We start from the raw sequence: 16,838 nt of genomic DNA on the forward strand, positions 1-16,838 counted from the left end.
GCGCTCACGGCTGGGGGAGCCCGACCAACCCGGTGAGGAACCGGCCGACCTGCTCGGCGAGCGGCGGCCACGGCAGGCCGGGCTCGTTGATGCGCAGCGACAGCGTGCCGACGACCGCGGCGCGCAGGTCGAGCGCGACGGTCAGCGCGTCGCCGGCCGGTGCCAGTCCGGCGTCCATGCAGTCCTGCACGGCGGCGACGGTGCCGGCGAGCACCGCCTCCTTGAACGGCATGCCCGGTTGCCGGCTGACCTCGCTCTCGTGCATCACCTTGTAGAGCCCCGGATTCGCCTGCGCCCACGCCGCCTGCGCCAGGATGCGGGCCCGCAGCCGCGCCGCCGGGTCCGTGTGCCGGCCCTCGGCCTCCGTGGCGGCCCGCAGCATGTCCTCGTGGCAGCGCTGCATGGCGGCGAGGACCAGCGCGCCACGGTCCGGGAAGTACAGGTACACCGACGTCGGCGAGATCGACAGCGCCCTGGCGACCGCTCTCAGCGACATCGCCTCGTCCGTGCGCTCGCCGAGCATCCGCACCGCCGCCGTGACGATCTCCTCCCGCAGCCGCTCGCCCTGGCCGCGGGCGTTCGGGCGGCGAGGGCCGGCGGGAGCGCTGTCCATCGCCAGATCATCCCAGCCGCAGGCCCTTGCGCCCACCGGCACCCTAGGAATACGGTCGTTCATGCAAGGACAGCTGTCCACTCATGGAGGCACGATGCCGGTCACCCTCGAAGAGGCGCACGAACTCATCGCCCGCGCGCACCGCCGCGCCGGCGAGCTGGGCAGCCACGTCACGGTCGCGATCGTCGACGAGGGCGGCCACCTGCAGGCGCTCGGCCGCATGGACGGCGCCCCGCCGCTGTCGGCGCAGCTCGCCACGGGCAAGGCGGCCAGCGTCGCCCTCATCCGCCGCGACGGCGCGGCGCTGCGCGAGATGCAACAGGCCTGGCCCGCCCTCTTCGGCCAGCTCGACCAGGTCGCCGGCCGCCCGATCCTGGCCGGCGCCGGTTCGCTGCTGATCCGCCGCGCCGACACCGTCCTGGGCGCCATCGCGGTCAGCGGCGGCCAGCCCCAGCACGACGACGAGTGCGCCGAGGCGGGCCTGCGCGGCCTCGCGTAGCGGATCATCGAAGGATGCGGCTTCGGATGGAACTGTTCGTCGACGACCTGGACACCAGCGTCGCCTTCTACCGCGACGTGCTCGGGTTCCGGGTGCAGCGGCGCGCCGACGACTACGTGAGCATGGTCCATGGCCTCGTCGTCCTCGGCCTCGGCCCGATCGCCAAGCTGCCCGGGACGGGTGACGGCCCCGGCTTCACCCGGCAGCGGCTCGCCCGCGACAAGGGCGCCGGCGTCGAGATCGTCCTCGAGGTCGACGGCCCCGACGAGCTGCGAGCCCTCCACGAGCACTGCCGGCGGCACACCGTGGTCGCCGAGCCGCTCCAGCTGCGCCCTTGGGGGTTGCACGACTTCCGGCTCGCCGACCCGGACGGCTACTACCTGCGCATCACCCACGACGACGCCACCGCGCCGCCGCAGCCGCCGGTCACGGCAGCGGGCGGCGAAGGATGAAGTTGAGGCCGAACTCGGTCTCGCTGGTCCGCACGTCGACATACCCGAGCCGCCGGTAGAAGTCGTGCGCGGTGATGCTCGCACCGGTCTCCATGAACCCGTGCCCCTCCGCCGCGGCCAGGGCCTCGATGTGCCGCATCAGGATCCGCCCGATGCCCTGCCCGGCCACATCGGGCCGGACGAACATCGTGTACACCTTGTTGCCGTCCCGCGACACGGTGCCGACGACCCCGTCGGACTCGGCGACGAACATCTCCCGCTGCGTGGCCAGCTCGGCGATGCGGCCCGCGTCGAAATGCGCGCACATCCGCTCGATGATCTCAGCCGAGTAGTCCCGGCTGTTGACCTCCCGCAGACACCGCCCGATGAGCTCCGCCACCACAGGAGCATCCGCCGCCTCGAAGTTTCTTACCGCTGTCATCGACCAATCCTGTTCGCCGGGTGCATACGGTCGGCGGTCAGGCCGCTCAGCACACCTCGTCAAGGGTCTGGTATACGAGGCTCGGAACCGTGATCACTGCCTTGTCTAGAAGCCGCTCAATGGGAACTGCGAGAGTACTCTCGTTGACGTCGATGTACTTCGCCCATTCGGCCGGCTGGTAGCGTGCGAGCATTGAGAGCGCATAGAGAAGGGACCACCAGGTCATCAGTGGGTGGAGACTCGCTCCGGTGGGACCGACCGAGGGAAACAGGAAACGGCGCCGACCATACGATCGGGCGATGGTCGCCAGGTGTCGCGTGCGCTCAGCCGGATCGGAACCCGCCCCGGACGGCATCATCCAACGCAGGTTGATCCGTCCTGTCCCGTCGTCGTTGACCGAGATGTTGGGGCCGGCATCGGGGTGCTGGCTGATGGGCGTGTACTGATAGCCGACAGCTTCCGGGTACGAGGCCAGGAAATCGTCGAGATCGGTCCGTAGGCTCAGTGAACCGATGAGTGATGCCGGGAGACCATCCAGAATGACGGCGACGGAATCGGCGTTGCCGCGGCTCTCGAAGTAATCGACAAACAGTGGCACTCGCCGATGCGGACCGTCACGCAACGGCCAGCCGATGTTTTCAGGGATGCTGTCCCAAAGCGCGCCGAGCCGCACGTTGTCGGACCGGTTCAGCGTCGGAGAGCTCAGGATTGCCGACAGCCGCATGAAGCTGCCGCGGGCGGACCCGTCGCCATGGATCTCAAGCTCCTCCAATGTGCGCTCCCAGCCGGCGGCTTTGATCCCATGGCCGGACAGATGCCATTCGTCGCGGCTGGTCGCGGTAGTGGCCGCGGCGGCGATGGCGCGGCCCGCCTGGCTCAGGCCGTAGAACGCAAGGAGGGGCCGAGTTGCCGGACCTACCGTGGCGGCGGCGCGGAAGAGCTGCTCGGACTGCTCCAGTGCCGCCACATACACGGCACGCCGCTGACGGTCGGTTGCTGCAGCTCCCGGTGGCAATGCCCGCGTTGCGCGCAGGCGTGCCCACATGCTGCCGGTAGTGCGATCGACGGACACCCGAACGATCCTCCGCTTTCGCTGTGACCGACCGTTGTCTTGCGTTGCCTTTGCTGACGACGGTAGGCAGCACCACCAGGTACTTCAAGTCAAATTCGTCTACGCCCGACCCAGGCGCGACAGTCGTCAGCGGGTCGACGGGCGTGCTGCAGCGCCGAACGCGTTCTCGTTTCGCGGATTTCTCCGAAGCGGAACAGTGTTCCGCGGAGTACCGTTCCGCTTCACGAAAAACAGCGAAACGAGAACCAGTTCACCGTGCGACATGCCCGTCAGGCGTCGGCACGCCGGCCGGTCAGTGGCTGGTGGTGACGGCCTTCAGGCGATCGAGGGCGGCGTGCGGGTGCGCTGACAGGCAGGGGCCGGGCGGGTCGCTGAGCCAGTGACCGGCTGGCGCTGCCGGGAGCGCTCGTGGTGCTGCCCGAGGGCGGTGGTGGCGGCGTCGAGGGCGGCCGCGACGGCCTGCATCGGGGTGGCGGGATCCGGCACCCCTCGAGGGCCTGCGGGGTCCGGACGTCGTCGGTGCGCTTCGCACCCATCGTCCACGGCGACGGTGACCATGGCTTCGTCGCCGTCCTGGTCGGTGTCGCACGTGTGCGGGGCTGCTCGGCGTACATCGGCGACGGCGACAACCGATGGTCGGAAGTGCACCGCCTCGACGCCGCGAGCCTGGTCCGGCTCGCCGTGGACGGTGCGCTGGCGGTGCGGCGCTGCACGCCGTCGCCGAAGAGGGCGTGGCGACGCGGGCGATCGCCGAGGCCATCGGGCGTGGACTGGGCCTGCCGTCGTGTCCGTCGCCGAGGCCGATGCCGAGGAGTCATTCGGGTGGATGGCGCGATTCTTCGGCACTGCTTCGGGTGTCACTGGTCCAGGTAGGTGAGCACGGCCATGACGCGGCGGTTGTCGTCGCCGGACGGGGGGAGGCCGAGCTTGCTGAAGATGCTGTTGATGTGTTTGCTGACGGCCTTCTCCGACACGAAGAGCCGGCCGGCGATGGCGGCGTTGGAGCGGCCCTCCGCCATGAGGCCGAGGACCTCGCGTTCGCGGGGGGTGAGCGCGTCGAGGGGGCCGGTGTCGGGGCGGCGGGCCAGCAGCAGCGCGATGACTTCCGGGTCCATGACGGTGCCGCCGTCGGCGACACGGCGGACCGCGTCGATGAACTGGCCGACGTGGGAGACGCGGTCCTTGAGCAGGTAACCGATGCCGCCGACGCCGGCCGCGAGGAGCTCCCGGGCGTAGAGCTGCTCGACGTGCTGTGACAGCACGAGGATCGGCATGCCGGGGACCTGGGCGCGGGCGGCGATCGCCGCCTGCAGGCCCTCGTCGGTGAACGTGGGCGGCAGCCGCACGTCGACGACCGCGACGTCGGGACGGTGGCCGAGCAGGGCCGGCAGCAGCGCCGGGCCGGTGTCGACGGACGCGACGACCTCGAAGTCGAACGCCTGCAGGATGTGGATCAGGCCGTCCCGGAGGAGGGCGAGGTCCTCGGCGATGACAACGCGCACGGCAGCTCCATCGTCACGGTGGTGGGTCCGCCGGGCGGACTGGCCACGGACATGGTGCCATCAAACGCGGCGAGGCGTCGCTCGATCCCCCGCAGGCCGCCGCCGGCGGCCGGGTCGGCGCCGCCGCGGCCGTCGTCGCGCACGACGATGACCAGGCGGTCCCGCTCGTACGCCAGCCGGATCCACACGTGCGTCGCGTGCGCGTGTTTCGCGGTGTTGGTGACGACCTCCGCGACCGCGAAGTACGCCGCGGACTCCACCGGCGCGAGGGGGCGGCCGGGCAGGTCGATGTCGACGTCGACGGGCAGCGGCACGGTCAGCGCGAGGGCCCGCACCGCGCCGTCGAGGCCGCGCTCGGCCAGCACCGGCGGGTGGATGCCGCGGACCAGGTCGCGCAGCTCGGCGAGGGCGAGGCCGCTGTGCTCGCGGGCCTGCGCCATCAGCCGCAGCGCCGCCTCCGGATCGCGGGCCATGAGTTCCTCGGCGAGCCCGATCTTCATGCTGACCGCGACGAGCCGCGCCTGGGCGCCGTCGTGCAGGTCGCGTTCGATCCGCCGCAGCTCGGTGGCCTGTGCGTCGACGGTCTCCGTCCGGGTACGGGTGAGCCGGTCCACCCGCTGCGCGAGCGCGGCCGCGCGGGTCGGCGCCAGCAGCCACCTGGTGAACAGCGCGTACCAGCGCAGGGCGTGCGGCGCGAGCGTCAGCCCGGCGGGCAGGATCACGGCGGCCTGCGGCCAGCTCAGCAGCGCCTTGACGACGTTGTCCATCGGCCAGAAGACGCCGTAGCCGTACCAGTCGAGCACGAAGTGCAGCAGCACCGGCACGCCGATGATGCCCTCGACGCCGTAGACGATCAGGGCGGCGGGCACGATCAGCAGCGCCCCCACGAGCTGGATGGACAGCACCAGCCAGGCCAGGTCCCGCCAGGTGGCCGGGTCGGTCACGACCCACCGGTACATGCCCCAGATGCCGAGGCGCTCGGGGCGTTCGCGGTACGGGCTGGGGATCGCGACCCCGGTCCACTGTGACAGCAGCCGCCGGTCGAGGTCGGCGACCGCGCGGACCCCGAGGGCCGCGAGGGGCACCAGGAAGATGCCGACCCCGGCGACGCTGAGGACGACCGACACCACGAACAGCACGAACAGGGTGATGTTGGTCGACAGCGTGCCGACGGCGAGCAGCACGCCGCGCAGGCCGGCCAGCAGCCCACGCGTCAGCCACGCACGCACCGGCCGGGTGAGCGCCGCCCGCACGGGCTCCGGCAGCCACGTCGGGAGCGGATTCGGTTCGGCCACGGTCCCATTCTCACCCGCGCCGGCCCGTCGCGGCGGTGGTGGTAGCACCACCACGGTTCGGGACGTGACACTCCTGACCCTCGTGCCCGGATTGCGTTGGATCGAAGGCATCGACGACACATCACCGTTCCAGGGAGGAACACGCGATGTCCAGGCACCGACTGTCCGGGCTGCCGTCAGGCCGCCGCACCAAACTGGCGATGCTGGCCCTGTGGGTCGTCATCGCCGCCGTCATGGGCCCGCTCGCACTGAAGCTCACTGACGTGCAGGACAACGACAGCCTCGGGTCGCTGCCTGCCGGCGCGGAGGCGAGCCGGGCCGCGGCGCGGGCCGAGGCGGCGTTCCCCGAGCCCGACGCGCTCGTCGCGGTCGCCGTCTACGTCCGCGAGGCAGGACTCACCGATGCCGACCGGGCGAAGGTCGACGCGGACCGGGCCGCGTTCGCCGCCTACGCCACCGGCGGGTCGGTCGCGGAGCCGGTGCCCGCCGCGGACGGCAAGGCGCTGCTGCTGTCGTTCCAGCTCGCCGGCGGCGACGACGAGCAGGCGGCGGCCGTCGGCCCGGTCAAGGACCGGCTCGCGGCGCAGACCCCCGACGGGCTGCGGACGGCGCTGACGGGTTCGGCGGGCGCCGAGGACGACCTCACCGACGCGTTCTCCGGGCTCGACGTCACCCTGCTGCTCGCCACCGTCGCGGCCGTCGCCGTGCTGCTGCTGCTCACGTACCGCAGCCCCGTGCTGTGGCTGGTCCCGCTGCTCACCGCCGCCGTCGCCAGCCAGGTCGCCGGCGGCATCGTCTACCTGCTCGCCAAGCACACCGGGCTCAGCGTCGACCTGCAGAGCCAGAACATCCTGACGATCCTGTCGATCGGGGTCGGCGTCGACTACGCACTGCTCATCGTCGCGCGGTACCGCGAAGAACTGCGCCGCCACGAGGACCGGCACGAGGCGATGGCGATCGCGCTGCGCCGCTCGTTCCCGGCGATCTGCGCGTCGGCGGCGACCGTCGCGGTCGGCCTGCTGTGCCTGCTCGCCGCCGACCAGCCCGCCACGCACGGCCTCGGCCCCGTCGGCGCGATCGCCGTGGTCGCGACGTTCACCGCGATGACGACGCTCCTGCCGGCGGTACTGGTGCTGTTCGGCCGGTGGGTGTTCTGGCCGTTCGTGCCACGGTTCACGCCGGGCATCGAGGGGCAGGACGTCGCCGCGGACCACGGCGTCTGGGCGCGCATCGCCCGCCTCGTCGGCAGCCGTCCGCGCACCGTCTGGCTCGGCACCGCCGCCGTCCTCGCTGCGCTCACGTTCGGCGTCACCAACCTCAGCGTCGGCCTGCCCGGCGACGAGACGTTCACCAAGGAGGTCGGTTCGATCACCGGGCAGCGGCTCATCGAGCGGCACTACCCCGGCGGCACCCTCGCACCCGCCGTCGTCATCGCCGCCGCCGGCACCGCCGCACCCGTCGCCGACGCGGCGCGCACGGTCGACGGCGTCGCGACCGTCGGCGAGCCGCAGCGCTCCGCGGACGGCCGGTGGGTGCGCATCGAGGCCACCTTCACCACCGAACCGACCGGCCCCGCCGCCCAGCAGGCGCTGCAACGCCTCCGCGACGCGGTGCGCACGGTGCCGGAGTCGCAGGCGCTCGTCGGCGGCGACACCGCGTACGAGGTCGACGGCGACGCGGTCACCAGCCGCGACAACCTCGTCGTCATCCCGCTCGTCCTCGCCGTCATCCTGGTGGTCCTGATGGGCCTGCTGCGGGCCGTCGTCGCGCCGCTGGTGCTGCTGGCCAGCGTCGTGCTGTCCTACGCGGCGGCACTGGGGGCGGCCGGGTTCCTGCTGGACGCCATGGGTCACCCGCGGCTGTGGAGCGCGGTGCCGCTGCAGACGTTCCTGTTCATCGTGGCCCTCGGCGTCGACTACACCATCTTCCTGATGACCCGCGCCCGGGAGGAGGCCGCCCAGCTCGGCCACCGCCAGGGTGTGCTGCACGCGCTGACCGTGACCGGCGGCGTCATCACCAGCGCCGGTGTCGTCCTCGCCGCCACGTTCGCGGCGCTGACGGTCCTGCCGATGGTGCCGTCGGTGCAGATCGGCGTCATCGTGACCGCCGGGGTGCTCATCGACACGCTGCTGGTGCGCAGCCTGCTCGTCCCGGCCCTCGCCGTGCACATCGGACGGGCCGCCTGGTGGCCGGGCCGCCTGTCCCACGCCGCGCCCCGCCCCGAGGTCCCCGCGCCGACGGAACGGGTCGCCACGCACAGCTGAGCCGGATTGAGACCACCGCGGCGCCGGTTGCCGGCGCCGCGGTGCTCGGCGACCGCATCCGGACCCCGCGTCCACCATGGTTGCCACCGAGCCGTTGCGGCCCGTCTCCCGTCGGCCGTGCGTGGCAGACTGTCCCGGGCGCAGCAGCGGTGGAGGTGGACGGGTTGGATCGCACGGCAGGATACGCGGACAGCTGGCATCGGCAGCCGGTGCCGCCGCCACTGGACCGCGGGTCGACGTCGGCGGAGTCGGCGATCGTCGCGGCGGTCTGGCTGATGGCGGACTGGACCCGCGACGGCACCCCCGGCTGGCGCAGCGAATGCGTCATCGGCACCGCGCCCGAGCGCAACGTCCAGCCGTGGTCGCAGCCCCCGTCGCCCTCGGACGTCGCCGCCATCGGGGGCTTCGACGCCGAGCCGGACTCGGCGAGCGTCCTCACCGCGCTGGTGCAGCCCGGCCCGAACCGCCCGTATGAGCACACCCGCCCGCCGGCGGAGGTGGCCGCGGAGCTGGTCACCCTGCTCAGCGACCGGATCCCGGCGACCGACCCGCGTGGCCAGGCCCTGCTCGCGCACCTCGCCGAGCTGCTGACCGGCCCCTACACCGACCTGCTGCGCGTGTGGACCGGCGGCGACGAACTGCACCTGGTCCTGCGCGACTCCAGCGGGCGGACCCTGCGCCTGACCGTCGCACCGGCGCCGGCGACCGAGCCACCGCCGGCCCTCGGCGACGACGGCGCGCTGCGCACCCGGCTCGCCTGCGTCATCACCCTGCTCAGCACCCAGCTGTGGGTGAACAACAACAACCCGGTGACGTTCCGCGTCTGGCTCGGCCCGCGCGAGGACGCCGACCCGTCCGCCGCGGCCGCCGGCTGGTGGACCCGCACCCGCGAAGAGCCACCCGACGAGGCTCCCGAGCTGCGACCCCTCACCGCCGAGGAGCTCGACGACGGCCTGTACACCATCGTCCGAAGCTCACTGCTGGACCTGTTCGACGGCAGTTGGAGCGGCGTCGAGGAGTGGCCGCACGTCCCGCCGGGGCATCTCACCCGGCACCTGTACCGCGATCTGCTCGACCTGCTCCTGGCGCGGACCGGCGGCCCCGACGCCCCGCCGCAGCTGCTGTGCACCGGCTACCTGCCGACGCAGGACATGGACGACGACCTCGACAGCGAGGACGACTACTACGGCACCGTGCTGTTCGTCGGGCCGGCCGAGGTCGCGGTCCTCGACCTCGACCTCACCTGCTGAGCCCGCGATGCCGGCACGCTTCCGCGCCCACGCGGTCAGCCAGTACACGACCACCACGGCCAACCTCACCGCCCGCATCGCACTGCACGGCTACGGCACCAACCCGCAGGACTGGTTCTCGTGGCTGGCCGGGCGCCTCCCCGCCGCCGGCCACGTCCTGGAGGCCGGCGCCGGCACCGGCGTGCTGTGGACCCACGTCGACCACGCCGGCCTCGACCTCACCCTGACCGACTTCTCGCCCGCCATGTGCGCGCAACTGCGCACCGTCCCCGGCGCCCGCGTCGTGCGCTGCGACGCCACCGCCCTGCCGTTCCCCGACGCCACCTTCGACACGGTGATCGCCAACCACATGCTCTACCACCTCGACGACCCGTCCGCGGCGCTGCGCGAGTTCGCCCGGGTGCTGCGCCGCGGCGGCCGGCTCGCGGTCGCCACCAACGGCACCGACCACCTCCGCGAGCTCGGCACCATCGGACCCGCCATCGGCCGCCCCGGCCTCACGTTCGGCGCCACCAACAACGACTTCACCGCCGAGACCGGCCCCGCCTACGTCGCCCGCTGCTTCTCCGGCGTCACCGTCGAACGCTACCCGTGCGACCTCGACGTCCCCGCCGCCGAGCCGATCGTCGCGTACGTCGACAGCATGGCCGACGAACCCCTCACCCCACAGCAACGCGCCGCCGCCCGCACCCTCATCCAGTCCCGGATCGACGCCGCAGGCAGCTACCACATCCGCAAGCACTCGGTCCTGATCACCGCGACCCGCTGACCGCTCCTCCTGTCGGCGCGCGCACGGCGAGGTTCGGTTGCCTTGATCCGGCTGTCCGGGCAGTGCTGCCGGGTTCGTGGCCGCCGGGCGCCAGGCGTGTGGTTCGCTACCGGTCGAGTGCCGGGGCGCGCCGGCCGCGGGCGGTGGAGGACCAGATGGGATTCGGCATCCGGCTGGCGCCGGGCATCCGGCTGTCGGCGTCGAGCCGAGGCCTGCGCATGGGGATCGGTCCGCGGATCGCGCGGGTGCACATCGGCGACGGCTGACGCCACTCCAGGCGGCGCTCCAGGCGGGTGGATGCTGACGCCGCTACAGGCGGGTGGCGGCGCTGACCAGGCCGGCGAGGGCGCGGGAGCGGCTGTGCGGTGGCCAGGCGATCACCGTCGTCACCGGTGGGGCGTCCAGGACGGGCACGGCGGTGAGGTCGCGGCGCAGGTGGGTGCGGCAGGAGTCGGGCAGGATCGCCGTGGCGCGGCGCAGCGCGATCAGCTGGAACAGCTGCACGTTGTCGCGGACCTGCGGGCCGGGGCCGTCGGGGTACGTGCCGTCGCGGCAGGGCCAGCGGGGCAGCGGCAGGTCGGCCAGCCCGGTGACGTCGGCGGTCAGCAGGCTGGTCCGGGTGGTGAGCGGGTGGCCGGTCGGCAGGACCGCCACCTGGCCCTCCGTGGACAGCTCCTCGGTGTCGAACCCGGACGTCGAGTCGAACGGCCGGTGCAGCAGCGCCACGTCGGCCCGGCCGTCGCGCAGCAGGCGCTCCTGCTCGGCGATCCCGCACAGGACGACGTCGACGGTGACGGCGCCGGGCTCGGCGGCGTACGCGTCGAGCAGCTTCGCCAGCAGTTCGCTGGACGCGCCGGCCTTGGTGACCAGGACCAGGCCGGGCTCGCCGGTGGCGGCGAGGGCGGCGCGGCGGGTCCGGCGGCCGGCGGCGTCGACCGCGTCGAGGGCGGCGCGACCCTCCCGCAGCAGCACCGACCCGGCCTCCGTGAGCGTCACGGAGCGGCTGGTGCGCGTCAGCAGGTCCACCCCGAGCCGCCGCTCCAGCTGCCGGATCGCCCGCGACAACGGCGGCTGCGCGATGCCGAGCCGTTGGGCGGCCCGCCCGAAGTGCAGCTCCTCGGCGACCGCGACGAAGTACCGCAGCTCACGCGTCTCCATGCCAGCAACGATACCCGGTGGGTATCGCCGGCCACCCAGACGGTGTTGGTCCAGCTCAGGGCCGCGGACAGGATCGGGGCATGAGCGAATCGAAGATCGCGCTGGTGACCGGCGCGAACAAGGGGATCGGGTACGAGATCGCGGCCGGCCTGGGCGCCCTCGGCTGGAGCGTCGGCGTCGGCGCCCGTGACGAGCAGCGCCGGGAGGCGGCCGTGGAGAAGCTGCGCGCCGCCGGCGTCGACGCGTTCGGGGTGCCGCTCGACGTCACCGACGACGCGAGCGTCAGCGCCGCCGCCCAGCAGATCGAGCAGTACGCCGGGCGCCTCGACGCGCTCGTCAACAACGCCGGCGTGACCGGCGGCATGCCGCAGTCGCCGACCACCGTCGGCATCGACACCATGCGCACCGCGGTGGAGACCAACGTCTTCGGCGTCGTGCGGGTCACCAACGCGATGCTGCCGCTGCTGCGCCGCGCCCCGTCGCCGCGGATCGTGAACATGTCCAGCGGCGTCGGGTCCCTCGCCCGGCAGACGGACCCGTCGGCCTCGGAGGGCACGGTCGGCCCGATATCCGTCGCGTACTCGCCGTCCAAGACGTTCCTCAACGCCGTCACCGTCCAGTACGCCAGGGAGCTGCGCGGCACGAACATCCTGATCAACGCGGCCTGCCCCGGTTACGTCGCGACCGACCTCAACGGCTTCCGCGGCTACCGCACCCCGGAGCAGGGCGCGGCCGTGGCGATCCGGCTCGCGACCCTGCCCGACGACGGCCCGACCGGCTCGTTCTTCGAGGACGCCGGCGTGGTGCCCTGGTAGGCCTTTCAGCCTCCCGCGAAGGTCTCCTCGACCGCGGTGCCGAGGAGACGGCCGGTCGTCGGTGAGATGAACAGCTCGGCGAGCAGCAGGTCCGCCACATGGCTCGGGTTGACGCCCGACTCCTTGCGACCCAGGGCCTGCAACGCACCGCCGAGCCGGGTCGAGGCGCGCACCGCGGCGGCAGGCATCCGGCGTACCCGGCGGGTCCGCCCGACCGCCGCCACGATGCGCGCCATCATCTCGTCCCACGTCAGGTTCTCGTCGGCGACCGGGATGTCCTCGCCGCTGGCCTGCTCCAGGGCGTCGGCGGCGACCACGGCGACGCTGCGCGCCGACACCGCGGCCGACCCGCCGACCGGCGCGAGCAGCGGCGAGCGCGACCTCGCCCACCGCTCCAGCGGCCCCGACCAGTTCGGCAACCGGTCACCGGCCCGCCCGAACACGAACGGCAGCTCCAGCACCGCGACCGGCAGCCCCGCTCCGGCCGCCGCCCGCGCCTCCTGGGCCTGCTCGACCCTGCAGCGGATGTACGTGTGCCGCTGCGTCAGCCGCCACTGCGGGTGCAGCCGGTCGTAGTACGTGTAGTACGACCCCATGACGACCCCGCGCGTCAGCCCTTCCAGGCGCGCCGCGGAGAACAACCGCGCCACCGGCTCGACCAGGTCGTCGCGGAACACCGGATAGATCGGCTTGCGCAGCGCCCGCTGCTCGTCCGTGCGGGCGGCGTACACCACGCCGTCATGCCCGGCGAGCAGCTTCCGCAGCCCGTCGACCTCGGCCTTGCCCAGGTCGAGCAGTTCGTCGATGCCCGGCTGCGCGGTCCGCGCGGTCGCGGTCACCGCATGCCCCCGCTCCCGCAACACGTCCGCGACGTGCGCCCCGATCAGACCACTGCCACCCACCACAAGAATCCGCACGGTGCATCGTCCACTGTGGAAGCGCCTCTTTGTCAAGCCACGGTTCGTTTAGGATCGGCGGATGCGTCTGCGCCGGCTGGCCGCGGTTTTCGTCAGTCTCTGCGCGCTCACGGGCATGATTCGCCTGGTCGTGCCCGCCACGGCCGGTGTCACGGGCGAGCCGATCGGGGTCCGGCGGCAGTTGGCGTTCCTGCGGGCGGCGCTGGACGACGGGGCCGGGCAGGACGCGCAGGGGCTGTATCCGGAGGGGTATTTCTTCCTGCACGCGCTGTACGGCCTGACCTGGGTGGAACTCGGCCTGCGCGGCCCGGCCGGTGAGCGGGCCACGGCGGTGCGGGAGGCGCGCTTGGCGTGGCGGCAGCTGGACTCGCCGCAGGGCCGGGCGCCGTTCAGCGAAGGACTGTCGCCGCCGTTCGGGGTGTTCTACCAGGGCTGGAGCAACTGGCTGCTCGGCGGGGTGCTCAGCCTGCAACCGGCCGGGCAGCGCGATCGCGGCGAGCTGGACCGGTTCGCCGCCGGCTCCGCCGCGCTCGGCCGGGCGTTCGACGCGTCGGCGTCGCCGTATCTGACGGCGTACCCGGGTCAGGCGTGGCCGGTGGACTCGACGGTCGCGATGGCGTCGCTGCGGCTGCACGACACCCTGCTGCCGCCCGCGTTCACCGGGACCGTGCAGCGGTGGCTCAGTGGCGTACGCCAGCGGCTCGACCCACGCACGGGGCTGCTGCCGCACCGGGTCGACCCCGCGACCGGCGAGCCCGCCGAGGTGGCCAGGGGTACCTCGCAGAGCGTCATCCAGCGGTTCCTCGGCGACATCGACCCGGCGTTCGCCCGGGAGCAGTACCTGCGCTTCCGTGACCAGTTCGTGGTGCGGCCGCTCGGGCTCGGGCCGGCCGTGCGGGAGTACCCCGACGGCGTGGACGGCCCGGCGGACGTCGACTCGGGTCCGCTGCCGCTCGGCGTGAGCCTGTCGGCGACCGTGGTCACCATCGGCGCCGCCCAGGTCAACCACGACGCCCCGCTCTCCGCGGCCCTGGCGAACTACGGCGAGTTGGCCGGCCTTCCGCTGGACACGCCGTGGACCAGGCGGTATGCGTTCGGGCTGCTGCCGGTCGGCGACGCGTTCCTGGCCTGGTCGAAGACCGCCCGTCCGTGGGTCGCCGCGACACCGTCGCCGCCCCCCGCGGGCATCTCGTGGTGGTGGCGGCTGCCCCTGCTGTCGGTGCTGGTGTTCGTCGGTACGGTGCCCTGGTTGCCCGCGCTCCTGCGCCGCCGCCGCGCTCACCGGCCGGGCTGATCGGCGTCCGACCGGGCGGCCGGCGGGACGAGCCTGCCGCAGAACCCTGCCGAAATAGTGAGGCGGCTTCCGCTGGAGATCCGTTTCGTGGCCGGTGCGCCGGGTAGGCCAGCCAATCCCGAGAACGTTCTGTCCTGCCGCGGATGCGCGAGACGGTCCACGGCTCCACCGGCGAGAGTGCTGTTCGACCGCCGGACGGGTGCCTGGGCACGGTATTTGCGGCGGAAGCGAGGAATCATGAATTGCAGAACACAGGTCATCGCCGCCGCCGGGATCGGTTACTTCCTGGGACGGCAGCACAAGTTGCGCTGGGGGCTCCTGCTGGCGGCAGCAGCCGCGGCCGGCCGGATCAGCGGGCCGGGTGACATCCTGCAGCGCGGCGTGAAGGCCCTTACCTCGGCGCCCGATATGGGCGGCCTCGCCGGACTCGGCGCTCCACTGGTGGCGGCGGGCAAGGAGGCGGCCAGGGCGGCCGTCACCGGCCAGATCGACTCGGTCACCGGCAAGCTCCGCGACCGGGCCGAGGGGTTGCGCCGTCCCGGCGGCGGACGGCAGGAACCGGACGAGCAGCCCGACGAGGACGACGGGCGAGGGCGCAGGTCCCCGGCCACGCGGCGCGACGACAAGCGCCCGGACGACGGGCGGCCGCAGGAGCGGCCCCGGCGCCGGCCCCGCGCGGCGCGGGAGGAGCGCGAGGAGCAGTACGAGGAGGAGCCACCGGCGCAGCGGCGGCGACCGGCCGCCGAGCGGGACGACGTGGAGCCCGACGACCTTGAGCGTGACGACCTGGACCCCGATGCGGCAGCGGACGACGAGGCGGACGACGAGGAGTACGACGAGCCGGAGGAGGAGCCCGCGGAGCTGTCAGGCGTGGGCCGGTCCCGTCCGGATGCCGGCTCGCGCTCGCCCGTGCATCGGCGGGGGAGGTAGCCACCATGACCGCGGGAGCGCAGGACCGTGCCGCCGCAGGCATCGGAGGGCAGCTCGCCCAGCTGATCCGCGAGGGGTTCGGCGGCCTGGTGAAGGCAGCCGGCGAGCGGGTGTCGACCTCGCTGCAGGACAAGGTCGGCTCGGTGACGCAGCGGCTGACGCAGTACGCCGACGGCTCCGGCAACCCGAGCCTCATGGCGGCGGTGACCGGCGCGAAGAAGATGGCCGAGGGCGGGTCGCCGGCCTCGGCGATGGCCAGCGGCGGCTTCGCCGGCGTCAAGGAGAAGGTGAAGGGGTTGTTCGGCAAGGGCGGCAAGGATGGCAAGGGCGCGGACAAAAACTTCAACCGCAAGGTCACCAACATCGTGGAGACCGTGGACGTGGGTGTCCCGATCCGGGTCGCCTACAACCAGTGGACGCAGTTCGAGGACTTCCCCAGCTTCACGAAGAAGGTCGAGAACGTCAAACGCGAGGGCGACGAGAAGAGCGAGTGGAAGGCGCGGGTCTTCTGGTCGCACCGCAGCTGGGAGGCCAAAATCGTCCAGCAGGTCCCGGACACCTGCATCGTGTGGCGGTCCAAGGGGCAGAAGGGCCGCGTCGATGGAGCGGTGACGTTCCACGAGCTGGCGCCCGACCTGACCCGGATCCTGGTCGTCCTGGAGTACCACCCGCAGGGGCTGTTCGAGCAGACCGGCAACCTGTGGCGGGCGCAGGGACGCCGGGCCCGGCTGGAGATCAAGCATTTCCGCCGCCACGTCATGACCCGCACGATCCTGAAGCCGGACGACGTCGAGGGCTGGCGCGGCGAGATCCGCGACGGCGAGGTCGTCAAGGATCACGACACGGCCCTTGCGGAGGAACAGGAGCGGGAGCAGGACCAGGAGCAAGGCGGTGGCGAGGACGCCGGAGGCGAAGCGTCCGGGCGTGCCACGCAGCAACCGCAGGATGCGTCGGAGAAGGCGGACGAACCGGAGCCGGAGCCCGACGCGGAGCCGGAGTCCGACGCAGAGGCGGAGCCCGACGCAGAGGCGGAACGCGACGACGAGGCGGAACGCGACGACGAGGCGCCGCAGCGCCAGCGGCGGCAGGCCGCACGACCGCGGCAGACAACGCAACGCACGAGCCGGCCCGCGCGGCGGGCCCGCGAGGACGCGTAACAAGGCGAGGAGGTAGGCCATGACCACCGCTGTGCAGCAGGCAGGCGGCGCCGTCGACCGCCCGTCGTCGAGTTCGCTCGCCGACGTCGTCGACACGATCCTCGACAAGGGGCTGGTGATCGACGCGTACGTGCGGATCTCGCTGGTCGGCATCGAACTGCTGACGATCGACGCGCGGATCGTCGTGGCGAGCGTCGACACGTACCTGAGGTTCGCGGAGGCGGTGAACCGGCTGGACATCGCGCAGGACAAGGCGGGCCTGCCGGAGCTCGTCGGCGACATGGCGCAGGGCGGCGCCAAGCACAAGTCGAAGGGCGCGGTCCAGGGTGCGCTGGAGGCCGCCGGGGACAAGGTGCAGGACCTGGTGGGCGACCGCAGGGAACCCGAACGGGTCCCGCGTCGCCGGCACCGGGACGAGGAGGTGGAGTGA

The 16,838-nt window shown here is 72.8% G+C and carries 18 protein-coding genes; 10 read left to right on the forward strand and 8 right to left on the reverse strand.

Translation table 11 applies throughout. The features are described from left to right. Positions 1 to 4: 4 nt before the first annotated feature. A complete protein-coding gene (locus OHA72_RS33560) occupies positions 5 to 613 on the reverse strand; it encodes a TetR/AcrR family transcriptional regulator (protein ID WP_327000045.1) in 609 nt (202 codons plus the stop codon). Between the two features lie 94 nt (positions 614 to 707). Between OHA72_RS33560 and OHA72_RS33565 the strand changes: the two genes are divergently transcribed. Both OHA72_RS33565 and OHA72_RS33570 read left to right on the forward strand, forming a co-directional pair. Next, on the forward strand, positions 708 to 1,112 hold the full coding sequence (locus OHA72_RS33565; RefSeq protein ID WP_327000046.1) for a GlcG/HbpS family heme-binding protein: 405 nt from the start codon (positions 708 to 710) through the stop codon (positions 1,110 to 1,112). A gap of 14 nt (positions 1,113 to 1,126) precedes the next feature. Next, on the forward strand, positions 1,127 to 1,564 hold the full coding sequence (locus OHA72_RS33570) for a VOC family protein (protein ID WP_327000047.1): 438 nt from the start codon (positions 1,127 to 1,129) through the stop codon (positions 1,562 to 1,564). On the opposite strand, the gene OHA72_RS33575 is transcribed toward OHA72_RS33570, so the two are convergent. The 5 genes from OHA72_RS33575 to OHA72_RS33595 all read right to left on the reverse strand — a co-directional run bounded on the left by OHA72_RS33575 (position 1,539) and on the right by OHA72_RS33595 (position 5,854). Then, a complete protein-coding gene (locus tag OHA72_RS33575; protein WP_327000048.1) occupies positions 1,539 to 1,985 on the reverse strand; it encodes a GNAT family N-acetyltransferase in 447 nt (148 codons plus the stop codon). The two genes, OHA72_RS33570 and OHA72_RS33575, sit on opposite strands and share 26 nt — an antisense overlap. A 46-nt stretch (positions 1,986 to 2,031) precedes the next feature. Then, entirely contained in the window at positions 2,032 to 3,057 is a 1,026-nt protein-coding gene (locus OHA72_RS33580; RefSeq protein ID WP_327000049.1) for a YaaC family protein, read from the reverse strand. 315 nt (positions 3,058 to 3,372) lie between these two features. Further along, entirely contained in the window at positions 3,373 to 3,543 is a 171-nt protein-coding gene (locus tag OHA72_RS33585) for a hypothetical protein (RefSeq protein ID WP_327000050.1), read from the reverse strand. Positions 3,544 to 3,914: 371 nt separating this feature from the next. Beyond that, positions 3,915 to 4,559 (reverse strand): LuxR C-terminal-related transcriptional regulator, encoded by a 645-nt coding sequence (locus OHA72_RS33590; RefSeq protein ID WP_327000051.1) that lies wholly within the window; start codon positions 4,557 to 4,559, stop codon positions 3,915 to 3,917. After that, positions 4,511 to 5,854, reverse strand: a complete 1,344-nt coding sequence (locus OHA72_RS33595) for a sensor histidine kinase (RefSeq protein ID WP_327000052.1) — start codon at positions 5,852 to 5,854, stop codon at positions 4,511 to 4,513. The genes OHA72_RS33590 and OHA72_RS33595 overlap by 49 nt, the downstream gene beginning before the upstream one ends. Positions 5,855 to 6,000: 146 nt before the next feature. Between OHA72_RS33595 and OHA72_RS33600 the strand changes: the two genes are divergently transcribed. The 3 genes from OHA72_RS33600 to OHA72_RS33610 all read left to right on the forward strand — a co-directional run bounded on the left by OHA72_RS33600 (position 6,001) and on the right by OHA72_RS33610 (position 10,137). After that, complete coding sequence (locus tag OHA72_RS33600) at positions 6,001 to 8,118, forward strand: MMPL family transporter (protein WP_327000053.1); 2,118 nt, start codon at positions 6,001 to 6,003, stop codon at positions 8,116 to 8,118. A 164-nt stretch (positions 8,119 to 8,282) separates the two neighbouring features. After that, positions 8,283 to 9,368: a hypothetical protein gene (locus tag OHA72_RS33605; RefSeq protein ID WP_327000054.1), complete on the forward strand. Its 1,086-nt coding sequence runs from the start codon at positions 8,283 to 8,285 to the stop codon at positions 9,366 to 9,368. 7 nt (positions 9,369 to 9,375) lie between these two features. Continuing rightward, positions 9,376 to 10,137: a class I SAM-dependent methyltransferase gene (locus OHA72_RS33610; protein ID WP_327000055.1), complete on the forward strand. Its 762-nt coding sequence runs from the start codon at positions 9,376 to 9,378 to the stop codon at positions 10,135 to 10,137. 309 nt (positions 10,138 to 10,446) lie between these two features. Here the strand turns inward: OHA72_RS33610 and OHA72_RS33615 are convergent, their stop codons facing one another. Then, entirely contained in the window at positions 10,447 to 11,295 is an 849-nt protein-coding gene (locus OHA72_RS33615) for a LysR family transcriptional regulator (RefSeq protein WP_327000056.1), read from the reverse strand. Between the two features lie 80 nt (positions 11,296 to 11,375). Between OHA72_RS33615 and OHA72_RS33620 the strand changes: the two genes are divergently transcribed. Then, entirely contained in the window at positions 11,376 to 12,110 is a 735-nt protein-coding gene (locus OHA72_RS33620) for an SDR family oxidoreductase (protein WP_327000057.1), read from the forward strand. A 5-nt stretch (positions 12,111 to 12,115) separates the two neighbouring features. Here OHA72_RS33620 and OHA72_RS33625 read toward each other — a convergent pair whose 3' ends face one another. Continuing rightward, positions 12,116 to 13,027: an NAD-dependent epimerase/dehydratase family protein gene (locus tag OHA72_RS33625; protein WP_327000058.1), complete on the reverse strand. Its 912-nt coding sequence runs from the start codon at positions 13,025 to 13,027 to the stop codon at positions 12,116 to 12,118. 61 nt (positions 13,028 to 13,088) lie between these two features. Between OHA72_RS33625 and OHA72_RS33630 the strand changes: the two genes are divergently transcribed. The 4 genes from OHA72_RS33630 to gvpJ all read left to right on the forward strand — a co-directional run bounded on the left by OHA72_RS33630 (position 13,089) and on the right by gvpJ (position 16,838). Next, positions 13,089 to 14,321: a hypothetical protein gene (locus OHA72_RS33630; protein WP_327000059.1), complete on the forward strand. Its 1,233-nt coding sequence runs from the start codon at positions 13,089 to 13,091 to the stop codon at positions 14,319 to 14,321. A gap of 237 nt (positions 14,322 to 14,558) precedes the next feature. Then, a complete protein-coding gene (locus OHA72_RS33635) occupies positions 14,559 to 15,251 on the forward strand; it encodes a hypothetical protein (RefSeq protein ID WP_327000060.1) in 693 nt (230 codons plus the stop codon). Positions 15,252 to 15,256: 5 nt separating this feature from the next. Continuing rightward, on the forward strand, positions 15,257 to 16,408 hold the full coding sequence (locus tag OHA72_RS33640) for an SRPBCC family protein (protein ID WP_327000061.1): 1,152 nt from the start codon (positions 15,257 to 15,259) through the stop codon (positions 16,406 to 16,408). A 19-nt stretch (positions 16,409 to 16,427) separates the two neighbouring features. Beyond that, positions 16,428 to 16,838: a gas vesicle protein GvpJ gene (gene gvpJ, locus OHA72_RS33645; protein ID WP_327000062.1), complete on the forward strand. Its 411-nt coding sequence runs from the start codon at positions 16,428 to 16,430 to the stop codon at positions 16,836 to 16,838.

Origin of the sequence: Dactylosporangium sp. NBC_01737 (assembly GCF_035963215.1) — a bacterium.
In the GTDB taxonomy this organism is placed as follows: domain Bacteria; phylum Actinomycetota; class Actinomycetes; order Mycobacteriales; family Micromonosporaceae; genus Dactylosporangium.

Coding starts and splice junctions, on each gene's coding strand:
- OHA72_RS33560 (WP_327000045.1), bottom strand. CDS start 613: ATGGACAGCGCTCCCGCCGGCCCTCGCCGCCCGAACGCCCGCGGCCAG.
- OHA72_RS33565 (WP_327000046.1), top strand. CDS start 708: ATGCCGGTCACCCTCGAAGAGGCGCACGAACTCATCGCCCGCGCGCAC.
- OHA72_RS33570 (WP_327000047.1), top strand. CDS start 1,127: ATGCGGCTTCGGATGGAACTGTTCGTCGACGACCTGGACACCAGCGTC.
- OHA72_RS33575 (WP_327000048.1), bottom strand. CDS start 1,985: ATGACAGCGGTAAGAAACTTCGAGGCGGCGGATGCTCCTGTGGTGGCG.
- OHA72_RS33600 (WP_327000053.1), top strand. CDS start 6,001: ATGTCCAGGCACCGACTGTCCGGGCTGCCGTCAGGCCGCCGCACCAAA.
- OHA72_RS33610 (WP_327000055.1), top strand. CDS start 9,376: ATGCCGGCACGCTTCCGCGCCCACGCGGTCAGCCAGTACACGACCACC.
- OHA72_RS33615 (WP_327000056.1), bottom strand. CDS start 11,295: ATGGAGACGCGTGAGCTGCGGTACTTCGTCGCGGTCGCCGAGGAGCTG.
- OHA72_RS33620 (WP_327000057.1), top strand. CDS start 11,376: ATGAGCGAATCGAAGATCGCGCTGGTGACCGGCGCGAACAAGGGGATC.
- OHA72_RS33630 (WP_327000059.1), top strand. CDS start 13,089: ATGCGTCTGCGCCGGCTGGCCGCGGTTTTCGTCAGTCTCTGCGCGCTC.
- OHA72_RS33635 (WP_327000060.1), top strand. CDS start 14,559: ATGAATTGCAGAACACAGGTCATCGCCGCCGCCGGGATCGGTTACTTC.
- OHA72_RS33640 (WP_327000061.1), top strand. CDS start 15,257: ATGACCGCGGGAGCGCAGGACCGTGCCGCCGCAGGCATCGGAGGGCAG.
- gvpJ (WP_327000062.1), top strand. CDS start 16,428: ATGACCACCGCTGTGCAGCAGGCAGGCGGCGCCGTCGACCGCCCGTCG.